The sequence below is a fragment of the Paramicrobacterium salitolerans genome, from assembly GCF_051513965.1.
Classification (GTDB): Bacteria; Actinomycetota; Actinomycetes; order Actinomycetales; family Microbacteriaceae; genus Paramicrobacterium.
This window is the reverse complement of record NZ_CP195847.1, coordinates 38,647-57,642: the sequence shown is the minus strand read 5'-3', so window position 1 is coordinate 57,642 and position 18,996 is coordinate 38,647. Positions and strand designations below refer to the sequence as shown.

Genomic DNA, 18,996 nt, shown 5'->3' with positions numbered 1-18,996 from the left:
GGCGACCGCGCGAAAGAAGCCCCGCACAGCTGTCTCCACGTGCGCTCGCCTACGATGGAGGCACGATGACTACTGATTCTGCGGCCGCTCTGAACGTGGCCGACGCTCCCGCGCACGCATGGTCGTGCATCATCTTCGATCTCGACGGAACGCTGACCGATTCCGCGCCCGGAATCGTCGACCGCATCTATCGGACACTCGAGAACCTGGGGCAGCCCGTTGCCGACCGCGCGGATCTCTTCAGCTGGGTCGGACCGCCCATGCTCGAGTCGCTCGAGCAGTACGGCTTCACGCCGAACGAGGCGATCGACGCGCTCGACGTGTATCGCGGCATCTCCGAGAAGGAGGGTCCGTGGTCGGGGTCGTCGGTGTACGCGGGGCTGCCCGAGCTGCTGGCCCGCATCAAGAAGGCCGGAATCCCGCTCGCGGTGGCGAGCAGCAAGCCGGAGTACCAGGTGGCTCAGGTCGTCGAGCACTTCGATCTGAAGAAGTACTTCGACATCATCTGCGGCGCCTCGGCGGACGAGACCATCAGCGCCAAGGCCGACGTCATCGCGGAGGCGCTGCGTCGTCTGCACCACCGCGGCATCGACCTCAGCCACACCGTCTACATCGGTGACCGCATCCACGATGTCGAGGGCGCGACCGCCCATGACCTTCCCGTGATCATCGTCGACTGGGGCTACGGCACCGAGGCTGAGGCGCAGGGCTCACTGGCTCACGTCGAGACGGTCGACGAGCTCCAGCGCCTTCTGCTGCCGGAGCTGTGACGACTTTTCAGCATCCGTTTTCTAGAATCGGCCTATGAACGCGCTCTGGTGGCTGCCCTCGGTCATCGTCTTCGGCACGACGGCTCTGATCATCGTCGGAATCGTCGCGGCAGTGAAGGCCGCCCGACGGCGCGGAATCGCTTCGGGCCGCATCGCCGACTCCGGCCCCGAGCCCCTCGAGAAGCTCGAGATCCGTGCTGGGCAGGCACTCGTGCAGGCAGACGAGGCGACCCGGCGAGGCGCAGAGGAGCTCGCCTTCGCCGCCGCACAGTTCGGGCCGGAGGCGACCGCTGACTTCGCGAAGACGCTCGAGGTCGCGCGCACCTCACTGAGTCGCGCGTTCGAGCTGCGGCAGAAGCTGAGCGACGCGGAACCCGACACCGACGCCGAGCGGCGAACGTGGTCCGAGCAGGTTCTCGACCTCTGCACGAGCGTCGAGACGGAGCTCTCCGAGCAGATCGGCCTCTTCGCGGGCAAGCGCGCCGAGGAGCGCGATGCTCCCCAGCGGCTGGCCGCGCTTCGCTCCCGCATCGACGAGGTGACGACGCGAATTCCGGATGCCGAGGCCGCGCTCGTCCGCCTCGCGAAGCTGTATCGCCCGCAGGCGTTCGCCGACCAGGCGGATGCCGTTCAGACGGCAGAGGCTCAGCTGGCGATCGCTACGGGTGAGGTCGAGAAGGCGGATGCCGCGGCAGACGCCGTGACCCCCACGACGCCCGCGCTCGATCGCGCCGAGCAGGCGTGCTCTGCCGCGGCCGAGGCGCTCGACTCAGTGGCACGTGTCGAGAAGCGTCTCGCCGAGGCCGACGTCGAGCTTCGACAGACGGTCGCGGCCGCCACGAGCGCACTCGATGAGGCCGCGGAGCTGCGCGACTCCAGCGAGCTGCCCGACGCGGCGACGACCATCGCAGCGGCGATCACCGAGCTGCGGAGCATTCTCGATGGCATCGCCACAGCAGACGGCCCGGCTGCCCCGCTCGCCGACCTCGATCGTGTCCGCGCGGGGCAGCACACCCTTGACGACGCCCTCGCGACCGCGCGTACGGCGCAGCGCCGCATCGACAACGCGCGTTCCGCGCTCGACGGGGCTCTGTTCTCCGCGCGCACGCACCTCGAGACTGCGCGCGAGCTCATCTCGAAGGGGCGCGGTCGCGTCGGGGCCGATGCGCGCACGCGCCTGAGCGAGGCCGAGCGCCAGCTTGCCCTCGCAGAGGCGGCATCCGACCCGGTCGAGGCGCTCGACATCGCCCGCCGCGTCTCCCGTCTGGCGCAGGACGCCGATGCCCTTGCCCGCTACGACGCAGGCCCGCGGGTCGCTCCCGTCGCCCGTGGGCGTTAGCCTCGGGCATCCCTCGAATCTGAGTTAATGGCCCGCAGCCGTTACACTTCCTGCGGAGACTCTCGCCCGTTAAGGCTCCCGCACGACAAGGACGACGCACCGAATGACGATCGACAAAAAGCAACTCGCCTCGCTCACGAAGAAGGAGCGGCGCGAGCTGCAGCGCGAGATGACGCGCATCAAGCGCGAAGCGGACCGCAAGAAGCGCAAGCGGCGCAAGGTGCTGGGAATCTCGGGGCTGGTGCTGCTCATCATTGCGCTCATCGCGGCCGTCGCGCTGATCGTGTGGACGAACCTGCGCATTGCGGGCGAAGGCCCCAAGAACATGGCGAGCGACGGCATCGTGCTGACGAGCGACGGGCAGACGATCTCTGCGATTCCGACCGACCCGCGCCCGTGGGGCCAACGCGGCGAGGCCGCGCCGGCGCCGAAGGAAGGCGTCGTGCCGATCACGATCTACGTGGATTACGGCAGCAAGGACGCCGCGATCTTCGACACGACGAACGCGCAGCAACTGCAGCAGTGGCTGACCTATGGCTTCGTCCAGCTCGAGATCAAGCCGATCGCGCTCGATCAGTATGACGAGGCGACCGACGGCTACTCGAGCATCGCCGCGAACGCCGCGGCATGTGTCGCGAACTTCGCTCCCACGAGCTTCCTCGCCGTGAACACAGCGCTGCTCGATGCGAACCCGCTCGTGACGGACACGGACATCGACAAGGCGGGCGTGCTCAAGGAGGTCAACACGGCGATGGGAGCCGAAGACCCCGACGTCACGCAGTGCATCAACGATGACCGCTACGCCACCTGGGTCTCCGATGTGAGCCAGGATGCCGCGAATGGCCCCCTGCCCGGCACGAAGGTGAAGAAGGTCGCGCACGCTCCGCTCGTGCTGATCGACGGCAAGCAGTTCACCGGCGACTACACGAAGCCGACTGAGCTCATGGCCTTCATCTCGCAGATCCTCACGGCTGAAGAGCAGTCCGAGGGGAAAGATGAGTCAGGCGACGAGGGCAAGGCGGACGAGAAGGACGACGCGAAGACGTCGACCGAGACACCTGCTCCCGAGGAGACCGAGAAGTCGAAGTAGCGGAGGCTGTTCCGCGGCATCCGTCACTTTCAGCACACGCACATGCGTCTCATTGTCTTCTGGCGTAATCTCAAGTTGTCCCTAAGCCCTCGACCAGGATGAGCCGTGAGCAAAAAGCCGAATAACGCCAGCCCCGCCGGAGGATCCAAGAAGCAGCGTCAGCAGCGGATTCGAGAACTCGCCCGTCAGGAACGCGAGCGACAGGAACGACACGATCGGCGCGTGCGCTGGGCCTGGCAGGGCGGCATCGGCGCTCTCATTCTGGTCATCATCGCTGTCGTGACGATCGTGATCGTCACGTCCCTGAAACCGGGCGTTGCGGCCGCCGGTCCGAAGAATATGCTCAGCGATGGCATCGTGCTCACGAACTCTGACAATGCGATTGTGCCTGTGAAGACTGACGCAATGCCCGAGGGCGGCACCCCCACACCCACGGACTTCAGCACGTTCGATGACGCGGTGAGCGTGGTCGTCTACCTTGACTACATGTGCCCGATCTGTGGTCAGTTCGAGCAGGCCAACGGTGAGATGCTGACGCAGCTCGTCGCGAGCGGCGACATCGTTCTCGAGATGCGTCCGATCTCGTTCCTTGACCGGATGTCGCAGGGTACCGAATACTCGACTCGCTCTGCGAACGCTATGGCAGCCGTGGCCAACTATCAGCCTGAGGCCTGGCTGGATGCGAACGCCGCTATGTTCGCCAATCAGCCGGCCGAGAACACCTCAGGGCTTACCGACGACGAAATCTGGTCAATTCTGCAATCAGCGGGGGTGACGGACGAGAGCGTCAAGAAGGCCATCGACGATCAGACTTTTGCGAAGTGGGTCGGTGAGGTCACGCAGCGCGCCTTCGATGAGAATGTTCCCTACGTGACCGGGGACGACGCCAAGCCTGTCTCAGGCACTCCCACGGTCATCGTGGATGGCCAGTTCTTCGAAGGGAACATTGCGGATTCAAGCGCTCTTCAAGCGGCCATTCAGCAGGCGGCTGGCGGCGACAAGGCCGACAGCGGCGCCAACGAGGGCGACAGCACTGACGGCGACGAGGCGAAGAGCGGTGACGACAAGAGGTAGGCCCGCACAGGTCAGCCGCTGCGGCTACACGCTGCAGACCGCGGAGATCTGACCGGAGAGATCGCAGCGGAAGCCCCGGCAGCGCGTGATCTGCCGGGGCTTCCGCCGTTCTCCGACCCTGGTCGGAGCGCGACGCCGAGCGTAGACTCCAGACATGGGCGTTCAGATCAAGCGCGTGTATGACGCGGCTGAATCCGCCGACGGGTTTCGAGTTCTCGTCGACCGGCTGTGGCCGCGCGGCGTCACGAAAGAGAAGGCGGAACTCGACGCATGGCTCAAGGAGGTCGCGCCGAGCCCAGATCTTCGGACCTGGTGGAATCACGACCCGGATCGCATGGACGAGTTCGCGTCGCGCTACACCGCTGAGCTCGACGACAACGAGGCAGTCGATGAACTGCGCGACATCGTCGCCGACAACAACACAGTCACGCTCGTTTACGGGGCAAAGGACCCCAGCGTGAACCACGCGCGTATCCTGCGCGACTACGTGGCTGAGTAGGTGAACGTCCGTCGAGGCATCCGCTTCGGGACAGCCGACGAGCTCAGACCCGCTCGCTCACGTCATCGAACATCGCTCGCGAGGCAAGCACTCCGTCGAGGTGATCGATCGCCCAGCGTTCGAGTGCGGCGAGAGGACCACGGAGGGTTCTGCCGGCATCTGTCAGCTCATATTCGACGCGCGGAGGGATCTCTGCGTGCACGGTGCGCGTGACGAGGCCATCGCGCTCGAGGCTGCGCAGGGTCTGCGTGAGCATCTTCTGCGAGACGCCGTCGATGCGGCGCGCGATCTCGCCGTATCGAAGCGGACCGTCAGAGAGTGCGCCAACCACGAGGACGGTCCACTTGTCGCCGATGCGGTCGAGCACGCGACGAGACGGGCAGTCTCGTGCGTAGGGGTCGGGATGCCTCTCGCGGTCGCTCATGCCGATTCCTCTCCACCCGCGGGCGTTCGTCAGGCACGTCAAAGTGCCTACTTCACAACAGTGTGTTGCTCTCTTATGGTAACTAATGCGGTCGCAGAGTGCGACGGCATCCATTCACTTCACATCAGTCGTTTCAGGAGGAATCACATGGCACACGTCGTCGTCTTCGGAGCTACCGGATACGCGGGCGGACACATCACGAACGAGCTGCTCTCGCGCGGCCACACCGTGACGGGCGTCGCCCGCGACACGTCGAAGCTCGAGGAGCACGAGGGGTTGACGGCGAAGGCGGGCAGCATCCATGACGCGGATTTCGTGGGCCGCACGGTCGACGGCGCGGACGTCGTGATCGTCGCGCTGCGCGCCGCCGAGGAGAACGGTGAGAAGCTCATCGACGCCATGCCGCACGTGATGCAGGCTGCATCGGCCACCGGGGCACGAGTGGGCATCGTGGGCGGAGCCGGGAGCCTCAACGTCAGCGAGGGCGGCCCCCTGCTCATCGAGACGCCGGAGTTCCCCGACGCCGCGAAGGGAGAGGCCGGCGCCCATCAGAAGGTGCTCGACCTGGTGCGAGATGACGAGACGGGCGCGGACTGGTTCTACGTGAGCCCGGCGGGCGAGTTCGGCTCGTGGGTCCCCGGCGAGCGCACAGGCACCTTCCGCGTGGGCGGCGACGTGCTTCTGGTTGACGGCGAGGGGCACTCGTACATCTCCGGAGCAGACCTGGCGATCGCGTTCGTCGACGAAGTCGAGAAGCCGACGCATCACCGCGAGCGCTTCACGGTCGCGTATTGACCCGACCACGTCCGGCGACGCCCCGACCACGTCCCACGACCCCCGGTCAAAAACGGCTCGAAACCGCGCGGATTTCGAGCCGTTTTTGACGCGTGCCCATAATTAGTCTCTCCCTATGCATATACTGGTGCGTACTCGGTATGCATTAGGGAGAGGTGGGAGATTCGTGAGCGTTAAGCACAGCCTGTTGGCCATACTCGACCAAAGCCCTGCCTATGGGTATCAGCTCCGCGCCGAGTTCGACCGGCGCACTGGCTCAACGTGGCCGCTCAACGTCGGTCAGACATACTCCACACTCGAACGCCTCGAACGCGACGGCCTCATCGTCAAGGGCGAAACGGATGCCGAAGGACACCAGTTCTACGAAATCACGTCGTCCGGCCAAGCGGAGGTCCGTGGATGGCTGACGTCGCCCGTGGAGCGCAACCGCGTTGCCCGTGACGAACTCGCCATCAAGCTGGCTCTCGCCGCAACTCTTCCCGGTGTGGACATCGCCCAGGTGATCCAGATCCAGCGCAGGGCGTCGCTCACGAACCTCCAGCAGCTCACGCGAACCAAGTACGCCGGCGGAGACCCTGACGGGCCGGAGGAGCTCGCGTGGCAACTGGTCATCGACAACCTGATCTTTCAGGCAGAGGCCGAGGTGCGGTGGCTCGATCATGTTGAGACTCGATTGAGGCGACACGCTGATCGAGCGATGCCGGTGCAGGATGCGTCGACGCTGCCGCGCCGCGGGCGGCCCGCGACGCTCGGCGCCGATCTCTCCGACGACCGACGATCACAACCGTCTTCTCCCTCGAGGGCATCAACGCCGATCTCGGAAGGCCGCGCATGAGCGGAGAGCTGCTGCGACTGAGCGGAATCTCTCAGCAGTACGGCAACGGAGCCACATCCGTCACTGCGCTCTCCGGCGTCGACCTGACAGTGCATGCCGGCGAGCTCGTCGCCGTCATGGGAGCATCCGGTTCAGGCAAATCGACGCTGCTGGCAGTGGCGGGCGGACTCAGCACCCCGACAGCGGGCGAGGTCGTCGTCGAGGGGACCTACCTCAGCGACGCGCGCTCGGCCGACGTTGCACGGTTGCGGCGCCGGACTCTCGGTTTCGTGTTCCAGGACTTCAACCTGATTCCGACCCTCACTGCCCGGGAGAACGTTTCGCTTCCGCTGGAGCTCGACGGGTGGAAGCCACGGCGAGCGCGCTCTGCCGCCGACGACGCTCTGGCCAGAGTCAGCCTCAGCGATCGCGCCGATCATTTCCCCGATGACCTCTCCGGAGGGCAGCAGCAACGCGTAGCGATCGCCCGAGCTGTCGCCGGTCCGCGTTCACTCATCCTCGCCGACGAGCCGACGGGCGCTCTCGATTCTGAGACGGGCGATACGGTGCTTCGAATGCTGCGTAGCCGCGTCGATGCGGGAGCAGGCGGCATCCTGGTGACTCACGATGCTCGGCACGCCGCGTGGGCCGACCGCATCGTGTTTCTCCGCGACGGCCGAGTCGTCGACGAATCGTCCGTCACTCCGCTCGAGACACTGCTCGGGGCCGACAGCTGATGCCCCGCCGCCCCTTCTTTCGGCCCCAGCGTCACCGTGGAGCGCGCCGTCAGCCGGCACGCCCTCGATACCTGCGAGGGGCTGCGCCGCGTGAGACGAATCGCCTGCGACTCACGATCAGCGAATGGCGTCTCGCGCTGCGTATCGCGCGCCGTGCGGTCTGGCGCTCGCGTGGGACCAGCCTCATCGTCGTGCTCATGGTGCTGCTCCCCGTCGCCGGGTTCTCAGCCGCCGCAGTCATCATTCACAGTTCACTGCCGACGCCCAGCGAGAAGATCGCGGCCGAGCTCGGAAGCACAGAGGCGAAGGTCCTCGCATGGTATCCGCCAGATCCTGAGCTGACGCAGGATCCCTTCGACCCTGGCCACGTCGTGCATATGAGCGACGACAATCCGCCCGACGGCCGGTCTCCCGATGACGCCGCGGTACGTGCGCTGTTTCCCCCAAACACTCGCATAGTGAAGATCGACAACTCGTCTGTGCGCGCGGTCACCGAACACGGCGTTGGTGAGTTCCCGGTGACCGTCGGGCCGCTGTGGGACCCCATGTTCGCGGGCCGAACGCACATCGTCGACGGCGAAGCGCCGGTCTCAGACACTGATGCGCTCGTCACCCCGGCAGCGCTCACGCGATTGGGAGTGCGTGTCGGAGACAGCATCCGCATCACACATCCGGTCGAGACGAACCTCACCGTCACGGGAGTGCTTTCCGATGCTCAGAACACGGCGGATGCCGAGGGCATCTATCTCCGCCATGGTGAGTTCGCAGAATCGATACACGCGGATGGAGCAACGTACTTCCTTCCGAACGCTCCCATCTCCAGCACCGACCTTCCGCGGCTGAACCACGCCGGCGTCACGGTGCTGTCCAAACAGATCCTCTCGGAGGCGACGCAGGCCGATCTTGCCGACTCGGCCGGGCTCTGGCGCACGTATGGTGTCGTCTTGACCATGGCGGCTCTCTTCGCCACCTTCGAGATCGTACTGCTCGCTGGCGCGGCATTTGCGGTCGGAGCGCGCAAACAGCAGCGGGCATTGGCCGTGCTTGCCAGTGTCGGAGGTCAGAAGCGGATGCTCACGCGCGTGGTCCTCGCACAGGGGATCGTTCTCGGAGGGCTCGGCGGCCTCGCGGGAACGGCGCTCGGAATACCTCTCGCCGCCGGCTACATGAGTTGGACCGACGACGGCAGTGCCACTCAGTACTGGGGCTTCCACGTGAGTCCACTCGCTCTCGGCGGCATCCTTCTTCTCGCCGTCCTCGTCGGTCTGATCTCCGCCGTGGTTCCCGCACGCGCCGCTGCGCGCTTCGACGTGCTCGCGGCGCTCCGCGGCAGCAGACGACCTGCGACACCGTCACGCACGGCGCCCCGCTGGGGACTCCTGCTCCTCCTCCTCGGCACGGGAGCCACGCTGCTCGGAGCGGTGACCATCCCCTTGTTCTCATGGACCGAGACCGGGGCGCTGAAAGGGACCGCTCTCGGGGCGCTGCTGCTTGGGCCGCTCCTCGCGCAGGTCGGCGCGCTCTTCTGCGGCGGCGTCATTCTTCGTTTCGTGGCCCGTGTGCTGAGCCGCCTCGGACTCGGTGCCCGCCTCGCCTCCCGTGACAGCGCCGCCAACACTGCTCGCTCTGTGCCCGCGTTCGCCTCGGTCATGGTCACGGCGTTTCTCGCGGTCACGGCCATCACGGTCGGTTCTGCGATGGCCGCCGCGAACGATGTGCGGTACACGTATCAGGCGCTTCCGGGGCAGGTACGCGTGTATCTGCCGAGCGATGACGGCGCCACGCCCAATGAGATTGCGGACGTCGTTCGGGCGGACCTCGACACGTCTGCCGTCGCCACGTTCTACCGGCCGCTGACGACATGGGACGATTCGACGGGAGAACCGCTGTCTGGTGAGGTGGTCGTTCCTGACGTCCCCACGGAGAATCGCTGCCCGCTGGACCCACTGTCGCCCGAGTACTCTGACCAAGCATCCGCCACGCAGATCGACCGTCAGAGCCGTGACTGGCGGTGCGACCCTCACGCTCAGGACGCCACCTTGAACCCTCAGCCGATCACGGTGACGGATGCCGCGGGGCTGCGCGCCGCGTACGGTGACCGACTGCCGCAGAGCGTCCTCACGGCCTTCGAGAACGGTGCCCCTGTTGCGACATCCCGCGCCTACGTTCACAACGACCGCGTCACTCTGCAGTGGTGGGAGCCTGACGCATCGTGGTCCGACCCCGACGAAGCCCAGTCACCGCTCGCCGAGAAGACCCTCGAGGTCGTCGTCGCCACGCCTCCGAAACCACTGAACACGCGCCTTTTCGTGTCGACGGAGACCGCGCAGAAACTCGGAATCGAACTTCAACCCGACGTTCTTCTGGCGACGACAGACAGCGAGTTCACGACAGCCCAGATCGACGCGCTGAACGGCGATCTCGAAGCCTTCGGAACCAGTGCGATGCGTGAGACTGGCCCTCCCCAGACGATGCTGTACGTCATCATCGCGACACTGCTGATCGCCGGAGTTCTCTTCCTCTGCGCGAGCGGCGTTGCAATCGGTCTCTCTCGGGCGGACGGTCGAGCCGACGACGCCACACTAGCGGCAGTGGGAGCCACACGGATGCTGCGGCGCTCGTTCGCTTTCTGGCAGGCCATCGGGCTCGTCGCCGTCGGCACACTGATCGGGAGTGCCGCGGGCATCCTGATCAGCTACGGTCTGACGCTCGCAGGAGCAACCGGAGCCCCGGAGTTCTCGCCACCGTGGCTGACGTTGGCGGCGCTCACCGTCGGCATGCCCGTTCTGATCGCGTGCGGGAGCTGGCTTGTGGCGTCACGACCGGCCGCGCTCACTCGTCGAGCGGCCATCGGCTGATGTAGCGACATTCGGCTCACGCGATACGATCTGTGTACCCCCAGTTCGTCAAGGATGCCGAATGACAACTCCCTATAAGCGCGCGAGCGCTGAGACAGAAATATTGGTTCGCACTCCCCTCACAACGCCCGAGGACCGCCTGAATCAGGATGCCGTCGGGTTCGCGAGACGACCACTCATCGACACCGGAGGCATCGACGGCCGCAGAGCCTGGGGCCGCAACAAGCGGTGGGAGTACTGGTGCGTGATGACGCCCGAGCACATCATCGCTCTCACGGTCTCGTCGCTCGACTATGCCGGCGTCCACGAGGTGTGGGTGTTCGATCGCGCCACGCGCACGAGTGTCTCGCAGAGCGCGGTGGTTCCGTTCGCGAAGAACGTCGTCTTGCCGCCGAGCCTCGGAGACGGTCCGGCACGCGCACGAGCGAAGAATCTGCGTATCGACATCGCTCCCGAACCGCGCGGGACGCGTCTGCGCGCCACGATTCCCGGAGCGCACATCGACATCGTGGTGTCGGAGCCCCAGGACCACGAGTGCCTCGCTGTGGTCGTGCCGTGGAGCGAATCGCGGTTTCAGTACACCGTGAAGGACGTCGCCCGTCCGGCATCCGGAATCGTCCGCCTGGACGGCATCGTGCACACGATCTCAAGCGGATGGGGTGTGCTCGACCACGGTCGTGGCCGATGGCCGTACGACGTGCGATGGAACTGGGGCGCCGGCTCGGGAGTGAGCGACGGACACGAGATCGGTGTGCAGATCGGCGGCCAATGGACGGTCGGAACGGGCTCGACCGAGAATGCGCTGCTCGTCGACGGAGTGCTGCACAAGATCGGCGACGAGCTCACGTGGGAGTTCGATCCGCAGAACCATCTATCTCCGTGGCGTATGCGCGGGGGCAGTCTCGATCTGCTCTTCGAACCGTTCTACGACAAGGTGTCGCGGACGAACCTCGGCATCGTGTCATCGAGCACCCATCAGTGCTTCGGGTATTACTCGGGAACGTTCACGACCGCGAAGGGTGAGCGAGTCGAGCTGAGCGGTATCGAGGGTTGGGCTGAGAACGTCCACAACCGTTGGTAGCGCCGCGCCTACTGCACCAGCAGCACGATGACATAGACCGCGTTGATCACGAGGAACGTTCCGATGATCCAGGGCAGCAGATTGATCTTCTGCATGCGCGCGCCCTGCGGCGCCACGACGCCGTCGAGGCTGCGGTCGTCGGTGTAACGCCCCGACCGCTTGCGCATTCCCGCGCCGACTCGAGCGAGAAGCCGATTGATCACGCGCCACTCCTGCGCATCACCGAGGATGAGCCCGCCCGGTTTGTAGAAGAGCAAACGATCATCGATGATCTCGACGTCGAAGCTGGAGCCCTCGTCGATCAGATCGGCCATGAGGTCAGGCGTCAGGAGAAACCGAATGTCAGAGTCGTAGCCGGCCGGGCAGAACAACCAGAAGTGTCGCGCGAAGTCTCCCTCGAGCTGCACTGCGCCACCCTGGTACTGGTGAGGCAGTGCTCCGCCAGAGAAACCCTGGTTCGTGCGCGAGTCGAGGATCGTGTGGGGAAAGCGGCGGTCAAGCTGCACCGTGATGAAGCCCCAGGTGTGGTTTGTGGCGCCACCTCGAGAGGTCCTCTGCTGGTACGCAAGGTTACCGATTGTGATGTGCGGCGCCTCCGGTGTCTGCACGATGTCAGAGAAGCGCTCTCCCATCGACGGCAGAAGGCCAGGATGCCCGGACAGCCCCGATGCCACCGGAGTGTAGATGCACCCGTTCGTCTGGGCGAGGCGCGCAAGTCTCAGCCGATCGCGCCACAGGCGCGAGCCGCGGCGCGGAAAACGAATCTGAGCGGCGAGCACCCACCCGCCGAGACCGAAGAAGAGCGCGACCAGCCCGACCCCGAAGGTCGCCCATGTCAGGCCTTCGATGGCGAACCCCGTGATCGCGAGTGCGAAGACGACGAGGACGAACACGAGCGCTACAAACGTCGTGCAGCCGCTGCGGAACGGGGGCGCCGTGACGTCCTTGTTCGGCACGCCGGCCGCAGACGCTGCCCGTCGATACTCACGGACCTCAGCGCGAGTGGGGGTGACCTGCAGGGCATCGAACCTGAAAGCGCGCATCAGCGCCTCCAGCCGATCGCGAGAGAACTGCGCGAGTTGCGCATGCCCCTCAGCTCGCAGCCTCGGTCACGCGCGTGAGATAGTCCACCGTCTTGTCGTACGTGCGCTGGGCGTCGTCGAGGTCGAGATGGAACTGGTATTCGTGTGGAAGCTCGGGTTCATGGTCGGCCGAGAAGAACACCTCGGTCACGTCGACTCCCTGCTGCGCGATCGCCTCCGCCATCGGAATCGACTGGCTCCAGGTGAGCGCGTCGCCGTTTCCGCCGGAGATGAACGTGGGCGGGAAGTCCTCGGTCACCCAGTTCTCAATCGACATGAGTGCTCCCGGAGCGAACTGCGACCATGACCGCATCCCGGTGTACGCCCACAGCGCGCTCTTCAGACTCCACGCGGAGACGCCCGTGAGGTTCGCCATCGCTTCCAGATCGTAGACGCCGCAGTGCAGGATGATGCCGTCAAGCTGGTCAGCCTTGATCGTGGGTTGGATTCCCATCGTGCGCGCGTAGCGCGGGCTCGTCACGAGGGATGCCGCCTGGCTGGCGAGCTGCGCACCCGCGGAGTCTCCTGCGAGGATGATCCTGCCGGCGTCCACACCGAGTTCGTCGGCGTGTTCGGAGACGTAGCCGAGAGCTTCGTTCACCTGCGCGGCCGCGGTCGGGAAGTTCGCCTCAGGACCGAGCGAGTAGTCGACGCCGACCGTCGCGTAGCCCTCCGCGGCGAGCTTCTTGAGGTAGGGTGCGACGTCGTCCTTCGAACCCGAGATCCACGCCCCACCATGCACCCACACGATCACCGGAAGCGGCTCCTCTGCGGATGCTGGACGATACACGTCCAGCCGTGCGTCCGAACTGCTCGAGTCGTAGCTGATGTCGCGCTGCTCATCCAACATGACGTCGGGCACGTGGGTCGACATCTCGGTAGAGAGTTTGGTCGCGCCCCTCTCGAACGACGCCCGGATGAGCAGTGCCGAGGGCCACGGAGTCGCCGTGAAGAGCACCACGACGAGCGCAATGATCGCCGAAATCACCGCGATTGCGATGCGACGCCGACGGCGAGTGCTCGGGTTCTCCATGCGAATGCTCACGGGTGCGAGCATAATCTCTCGTCCTCAAACAGCGCGGAGGTGAGGCCGAAGCCCCGCCTCCGCGGCATCCGTTCAGTTATCAGGCGTCAGCAGCACCCGACTCTGCCGGGGCCTTGTAACTCGGAAGCGAGATCTCCGCCGTGCGATCGAACTCGGCGGTGACGTCGCTGTTCTCCTTGAAGGTGAACAGGCTGACGATAACTGCGACCACGAGGTTGGCGATGAAGCCCGGGATGATCTCGTAGGTCTGAGCGACCCACGACTCGGCGCCGAACCAGATGGCGCCGAACTGGCCCCAGAGGTACGCGACGACGGCACCGGAGATGAGCCCGAACAGCGCACCCCAGTTGCTGAGCTTCTTCCAGAACAGCGCGAGGAGGATGATCGGACCGAACGCGGAGCCGAAGCCTGCCCACGCGAATCCGACGAGATCCAGGATGCTCTTCGACGGGTTGATCGCGAGCAGAACGGCGATGATCGCGACGACGAGAACGCCGAGGCGGCCGAGCGTGACATAGGTCTTGTCAGAGAGACGCGAGACGCCACCCGTCTTCTCCGCGACCATCTTGAAGAGGTCCTCGACGAGCGCGGACGAGGTCACCACGAGCTGCGACGAGATCGTCGACATGATCGCGGCGAGCACCGCGGCCAGGACGAGTCCGGCGATGAACGGGTGGAAGAGGATCTGCGCAAGATCGAGGAAGACGGTCTCACCGGACTTGGCGTCCGTGGGCGCACCGCCGTGGTTCTGGTAGTACGCAATGCCGATGAGCGCGGTGGCGATCGAGCCGACGACGGTGAGGACCATCCAGCCGATGCCGATGCGACGGCCGGCCTTGGCCTCCTGTGGGGTGCGCAGCGCCATGAAGCGGACGATGATGTGCGGCTGACCGAAGTAGCCGAGACCCCAGGCCGCTGCGGAGATGATGCCGAGCGCTGTGCCTCCGGAGACGAGGTTCAGGAGGTTCGGGTCGATGTCGTTGATCGTCGTGACGACGGTCGCCGGGCCACCAGCGTTGATGACCGCGACGATCGGTACTGCGATGAGCGCAGTCAGCATGAGGAGGCCCTGGGCGACGTCGGTGAGGGTTGCACCGAGGAACCCGCCGAAGAGGGTGTAGACGATTGTGATCGCGGCGACCAGGAGCATCCCCCACATGTAGTTCACGCCGAAGCTCGACTCGAAGAACTTTCCGGCGGCGACCATTCCGCTCGAGACATAGAACGTGAAGAACACGAGAATGACGATTCCGCAGACGATGCGAAGCGCACGCGAACGGTCGCGGAGCCGATGCTCGAGGAAGCTCGGGATGGTGATGGAGTTGCCGGCGACCTCGGTGTAGGCGCGCAGGCGTGGTGCGACGAACTTCCAGTTCAGCCAGGCACCGATCGTCAGCCCGATGGCGATCCAGGCCTCGACGAGACCCGAGATGTAGATCGCGCCAGGCAGACCCATGAGGAGCCAGCCGGACATGTCGGATGCTCCGGCGCTCAGCGCCGCGACGCCGGGTTTGAGCCCGCGGCCGGCGAGCATGTAGTCGTCGAGATTCTCTCGCGTGCGTCTGTAGGCGAACCAACCGATGGTGAGCATCCCCGCGAAGTAGAGGACGATTGCGATGGTTCGGAATGTCAGGTCGGACATTTTGCTCCTCGCTCACTTCGCCTCACGCCAATGTGAGGATGTCTCCACTATGCCACGCCGAGGGCCATGTCTTGGCCCTCGAAAGGGTGGGAATCGCGTGTCGGCGAAGCCAGATGTACTGGGTCGAAAGGCACTTCCGAAGGGAAGCGGATGCTGCCGACGGCGGAGCTTCTGGCTCCGACTGCCGCGGAAAGCGCCCGCTTTACCTTAGCGAAAGCCGGGATCACATGAAAGTCATAGCGGATTCGCGACCCTTTTTCAGCTTTGCTACGGTTAGTGCGGCGCGTGTGCTCGCAGACATGCTGTTCCCACCTCGAGGTCGAGAGAACTGGTCTGCTGAGCCGCGCAGCGGCCCCTTGAGGACGCCGCATTTCGTGCTGCCGGAGCACGCTATTCTCCGCATGGAGCGGGTTGATGATGCTGCCATTTTTCAGCATGCGCGCGCCAGCATCCGCGGGTCCGGCCCCGCCGAGAGAAGGGGAAGACTACGAGTGGACGAATCTGACCTGACGCAATTGGGAGTTCCGATCACGATCGGCCTTCTCATCCTGTTCTTCGGCGGCACTCTCGTCATGTCTGTGGCGATCAGCCGCAAGAAGGAGAACGCCGACGGTTACATGACCGCTGGCAACAAGATCGGCTTCGGCATCTCGGCCGCGTCGATGACCGCGACATGGATCTGGGCATCCTCGATGTATGCCTCGGCGACCTCCGGATACACGTATGGAATCTCCGGCCCGATCCACTACGGACTGTGGGGCGCGCTGATGATCCTGCTGATCTATCCCTTTGGCAAGCGCATCCGTGCTGTCGCGCCTCGAGCGCACACGATGGCGGAAGTCATGTACGCCCGCCACGGTCGCTCGAGCCAGCTGATGCTCGCTGGATCGAACATCCTCGGCAGCCTCATCAGCCTCACGTCGAACTTCATCGCCGGAGGGGCACTCATCTCGATGCTCTCGCCGTTCAGCTTCGGCCAGGGCATCCTCATCATCGCTGCCGGTGTTCTGCTCTACACACTGTGGTCGGGTTTCCGCGCATCCGTGCTGACCGACTTCGCGCAGGTGCTCGCCATGCTCGGCGCTGTCGTCGTGATCATTCCGACCGTGTTCTTCCTCGCGGGAGGCCCGAGCATGTTCGTCGAGGGCGCGAAGAACCTGACGCCGCAGCAGAGCAACTTCTTCTCGTCTGACGCCTTCCTCAACCAGGGTGCCCCGTACATCGCGGCTGTTCTTGCCTACGCCATCGGGAACCAGACGATCGCTCAGCGCCTCTTCGCGGTTCGCGAGGACCTCATCAAGAAGACCTTCGTGACCGCCACCGTCGGCTACGGCGCAACGGTGATCGGCATCGGGATGCTCGGAGTCATGGCCCTGTACCTGGGCATCGAACCGCTCGGCGGAGACCCGAACAACCTGGTTCCTCAGGTCGCTGCGAGCTTCCTCGGGCCGGTACTCCTGTGCCTCTTCTTCATCATGATCATCGGCTCGCTCGCCTCGACCGCGGACTCCGACCTCGCGGCGCTGTCGTCGATCATGATGGCCGACGTGTACGGCCAGAACATCGCGGGCAAGGCGAAGGCCAACCCCAAGACCATGCTGCTCGTCGGGCGCATCACCATGGTCGTCGCGACCGGAGGAGGCCTGTTCTTCGCGAGCGGGCAGATGAACATCCTCGACCTGCTGGTCTTCGTCGGTGCGCTCTGGGGCGCACTGGTCTTCCCCGTGATCGCGAGCTTCTACTGGAACAAGATCACCAACCTCGCCTTCACGGTGTCTGTGCTCGCGGCTCTCGTCGTGTTCATCCCGGTGCGCTTCTCCTGGATCCCGATGGACGGCGCCATCGGCATCCTGACCGACGTGCTCTCCGTGATCGGCATCGGTGTCGTTCTCGGGCTCATGGCGTTCGGCTTCTTCGGCAAGAAGGTCGCGCTCGTCGTCGGAGGCGTCGCCATCGTGGCATCCGCTCCGTTCGGCATCGGTTTCCTGCACGACTATGCGGTGCTCTCGGGCTCACTGGTCGCCTACTCGGTGAGCACGATCATCTGCTACCTACTGTCGTTCCGCAGCAAGGCCGACTTCGACTTCGAGCTCATCAAGAAGCGCACGGGTGACTTCGACACCGAAACGCCGAATGACGACCGTCTCGACACCGTCGAGCCCGTTGCCGCCGGCACGGAGCACGACGAATCCGCCGACGCGACGAACCGATAGGAGAGACCATGGACGTCATTCTGCTCACACTGTATGTGCTGATCTGGCCGGCCATCGTCGCCGGTGTGCTGTTCTTCATCGCTCGCGGCTTCTTCCGTGAGTGGCGAGAGGCACGTCGCGAGGGCCGTCGTCTGATCTGATCACCAGCCTGATCTGACCGCCGAGTCTGATCTGAACGCCGAGTCTGCGCCACGTGTGTCCGCTAAATGCGGCGCACGTGGCGCACCGGTTTCAGCCGCGCGGGAGCATCGCTCGCAGGCGTGAACTCGCACGTGAACTTTCCGTCATATCCGAAGAGGTACCCGAACACCGGGTTCTCCACCCGCAGCGTGATGCGGTAGCACGCCTCGTCATCGTCGAAGCGCTCGTGCAGGTCGGCGTACCCGCTGAACAGCATGGGAAATCGGAACCCGAGAAGCCCTTCATAGAAGCGCTGCGCACCTGAGCGCAGCCGAAAGCCGCCCTCATCGTCGACTCTGAGATCGAGGTCGGTCACGAGATGCTGGTGCGTGCCGAGATAGTCGACCACACCCCGTGGCCCCTGCACCATCGTCGCGTCGAATCGTGTCGTCCGGCGACCCGCCTGGTACTCGCGCACGAACGTCACGATCTCCCGCCCGTATGGATCACGGTACGGGTAGTTCTCGATCGTGAACGGAACGTCCTGTCCTGTCACAGGGGTGAGGATGTTGCGAAGCCGACCGAACTCGAGAAACGGTATCGTCCACCATCGGCCGCGAGTGATTGTCAGCCGACCGCGCCCCGTGCACGCATAGCCCGCGTCGAGGCCGACGCCGAAGCGCTTCTGCATCATGGGGTGCAGTCGAGCGAAGTCCGCGCCGAGAGCGCTTTCGAAGATCGAGGTCATGGTGCTTCGAGAGTACCGAGAGACGTCGGTGCTCCCGACATCGCATCGCCTCTGCGCGGAGCACGCCGACATCGGCGGGCGAGCGGGCGCTCGGGTTGCCAGAATGCCAGCAATGAAAGCAGTGACCAGCGCTCGGGTGGGATGCCGCTCTCGGCCCAGATCCTCAGTCGGTCGAAGCTCCACGCCGTCATCCATCCGATGACCCGCCGCATGATGAGCCGATCGATGAGCCGGCCCCACCCCGGTTCGTAGTCGTAGCCGGTGATGAACGTCACTCCGTCGCCTGTCGGAACGTAGCGCCAGTATCCGCGACCGCCTCCGAGCGGTGACAGTGGGTCCGCGGTCGTGAACTTCAGGGCAGAGGTTCGCGTGCCGCCCGAATGCGACCGCTCACCGATCGATGTTCCCGTACCGACGATCGTGTGCCAGAGCACGCGTCGCTCGTAGCGGAACCGATAGCCTTTCGACGCGAGCTCATCGATCGGTGTTATCGAGCTCAACCGCTGACCCCGATACCTGCCCGAAGCGAGAGCATCGATCGGTGTGATCGAGCTGAACCGCAGGTCCCACCGAGAGTGCTCCGCGGGGTTCTGCGTCAGCTCCCACACACGGTCGAGATCTGCGCGAATCGAGATCTCAACGTAGATTCCGCGACGTGACATGCT

General features: G+C 64.9%; 18 protein-coding genes. 12 read left to right on the top strand and 6 right to left on the bottom strand.

Features of this window, described 5'->3' with window-relative positions; genetic code table 11:
* Positions 1-65: 65 nt before the first annotated feature.
* The 5 genes from ACSAGD_RS00250 to ACSAGD_RS00230 all read left to right on the top strand — a co-directional run bounded on the left by ACSAGD_RS00250 (position 66) and on the right by ACSAGD_RS00230 (position 4,772).
* On the top strand, positions 66-770 hold the full coding sequence (locus tag ACSAGD_RS00250) for an HAD hydrolase-like protein (RefSeq protein WP_437583695.1): 705 nt from the start codon (positions 66-68) through the stop codon (positions 768-770).
* Positions 771-804: 34 nt separating this feature from the next.
* Entirely contained in the window at positions 805-2,109 is a 1,305-nt protein-coding gene (locus ACSAGD_RS00245; RefSeq protein ID WP_437583694.1) for a hypothetical protein, read from the top strand.
* Positions 2,110-2,212: 103 nt separating this feature from the next.
* A complete protein-coding gene (locus tag ACSAGD_RS00240) occupies positions 2,213-3,199 on the top strand; it encodes a DsbA family protein (protein ID WP_437583693.1) in 987 nt (328 codons plus the stop codon).
* A 105-nt stretch (positions 3,200-3,304) separates the two neighbouring features.
* Positions 3,305-4,273, top strand: a complete 969-nt coding sequence (locus ACSAGD_RS00235) for a DsbA family protein (protein ID WP_437583692.1) — start codon at positions 3,305-3,307, stop codon at positions 4,271-4,273.
* Positions 4,274-4,427: 154 nt separating this feature from the next.
* The gene (locus tag ACSAGD_RS00230; RefSeq protein WP_437583691.1) at positions 4,428-4,772 is read left to right on the top strand and encodes a DUF488 domain-containing protein; all 345 of its coding nucleotides are present in this window, start codon (positions 4,428-4,430) and stop codon (positions 4,770-4,772) included.
* 43 nt (positions 4,773-4,815) lie between these two features.
* Here the strand turns inward: ACSAGD_RS00230 and ACSAGD_RS00225 are convergent, their stop codons facing one another.
* Positions 4,816-5,196 carry a winged helix-turn-helix transcriptional regulator gene (locus ACSAGD_RS00225; protein WP_437583690.1) on the bottom strand — a complete coding sequence of 127 codons (381 nt, stop codon included), beginning with the start codon at positions 5,194-5,196 and terminating at the stop codon, positions 4,816-4,818.
* 147 nt (positions 5,197-5,343) lie between these two features.
* On the opposite strand from ACSAGD_RS00225, the gene ACSAGD_RS00220 reads away from it, so the two are divergent.
* The 5 genes from ACSAGD_RS00220 (at position 5,344) to ACSAGD_RS00200 (ending at position 11,481) form a co-directional block, all read left to right on the top strand.
* Positions 5,344-5,991, top strand: a complete 648-nt coding sequence (locus ACSAGD_RS00220) for an NAD(P)-dependent oxidoreductase (protein WP_437583689.1) — start codon at positions 5,344-5,346, stop codon at positions 5,989-5,991.
* 166 nt (positions 5,992-6,157) lie between these two features.
* Entirely contained in the window at positions 6,158-6,826 is a 669-nt protein-coding gene (locus ACSAGD_RS00215; protein WP_437583688.1) for a PadR family transcriptional regulator, read from the top strand.
* Positions 6,823-7,542 carry an ABC transporter ATP-binding protein gene (locus ACSAGD_RS00210; protein ID WP_437583687.1) on the top strand — a complete coding sequence of 240 codons (720 nt, stop codon included), beginning with the start codon at positions 6,823-6,825 and terminating at the stop codon, positions 7,540-7,542. Before ACSAGD_RS00215 ends, ACSAGD_RS00210 begins: the two co-directional genes overlap by 4 nt.
* Positions 7,542-10,400 (top strand): FtsX-like permease family protein, encoded by a 2,859-nt coding sequence (locus ACSAGD_RS00205; RefSeq protein WP_437583686.1) that lies wholly within the window; start codon positions 7,542-7,544, stop codon positions 10,398-10,400. The genes ACSAGD_RS00210 and ACSAGD_RS00205 overlap by 1 nt, the downstream gene beginning before the upstream one ends.
* Before the next feature lie 61 nt (positions 10,401-10,461).
* Positions 10,462-11,481, top strand: a complete 1,020-nt coding sequence (locus ACSAGD_RS00200) for a DUF2804 domain-containing protein (protein ID WP_437583685.1) — start codon at positions 10,462-10,464, stop codon at positions 11,479-11,481.
* An 8-nt stretch (positions 11,482-11,489) separates the two neighbouring features.
* Here the strand turns inward: ACSAGD_RS00200 and ACSAGD_RS00195 are convergent, their stop codons facing one another.
* The 3 genes from ACSAGD_RS00195 to putP all read right to left on the bottom strand — a co-directional run bounded on the left by ACSAGD_RS00195 (position 11,490) and on the right by putP (position 15,250).
* The gene (locus ACSAGD_RS00195; protein WP_437583684.1) at positions 11,490-12,524 is read right to left on the bottom strand and encodes a hypothetical protein; all 1,035 of its coding nucleotides are present in this window, start codon (positions 12,522-12,524) and stop codon (positions 11,490-11,492) included.
* Between the two features lie 49 nt (positions 12,525-12,573).
* Entirely contained in the window at positions 12,574-13,608 is a 1,035-nt protein-coding gene (locus tag ACSAGD_RS00190; protein ID WP_437583682.1) for an alpha/beta hydrolase, read from the bottom strand.
* 79 nt (positions 13,609-13,687) lie between these two features.
* On the bottom strand, positions 13,688-15,250 hold the full coding sequence (gene putP, locus ACSAGD_RS00185; RefSeq protein ID WP_437583681.1) for a sodium/proline symporter PutP: 1,563 nt from the start codon (positions 15,248-15,250) through the stop codon (positions 13,688-13,690).
* Between the two features lie 572 nt (positions 15,251-15,822).
* On the opposite strand from putP, the gene ACSAGD_RS00180 reads away from it, so the two are divergent.
* Positions 15,823-17,463 (top strand): sodium:solute symporter family protein, encoded by a 1,641-nt coding sequence (locus ACSAGD_RS00180; RefSeq protein WP_437585196.1) that lies wholly within the window; start codon positions 15,823-15,825, stop codon positions 17,461-17,463.
* 8 nt (positions 17,464-17,471) lie between these two features.
* The gene (locus ACSAGD_RS00175) at positions 17,472-17,603 is read left to right on the top strand and encodes a putative transporter small subunit (RefSeq protein WP_437583680.1); all 132 of its coding nucleotides are present in this window, start codon (positions 17,472-17,474) and stop codon (positions 17,601-17,603) included.
* Between the two features lie 62 nt (positions 17,604-17,665).
* Here ACSAGD_RS00175 and ACSAGD_RS00170 read toward each other — a convergent pair whose 3' ends face one another.
* Both ACSAGD_RS00170 and ACSAGD_RS00165 read right to left on the bottom strand, forming a co-directional pair.
* A complete protein-coding gene (locus ACSAGD_RS00170; RefSeq protein WP_437583679.1) occupies positions 17,666-18,331 on the bottom strand; it encodes a DUF4166 domain-containing protein in 666 nt (221 codons plus the stop codon).
* The gene (locus ACSAGD_RS00165; protein WP_437583678.1) at positions 18,328-18,993 is read right to left on the bottom strand and encodes an SRPBCC family protein; all 666 of its coding nucleotides are present in this window, start codon (positions 18,991-18,993) and stop codon (positions 18,328-18,330) included. The genes ACSAGD_RS00170 and ACSAGD_RS00165 overlap by 4 nt, the downstream gene beginning before the upstream one ends.
* Positions 18,994-18,996: the final 3 nt, after the last annotated feature.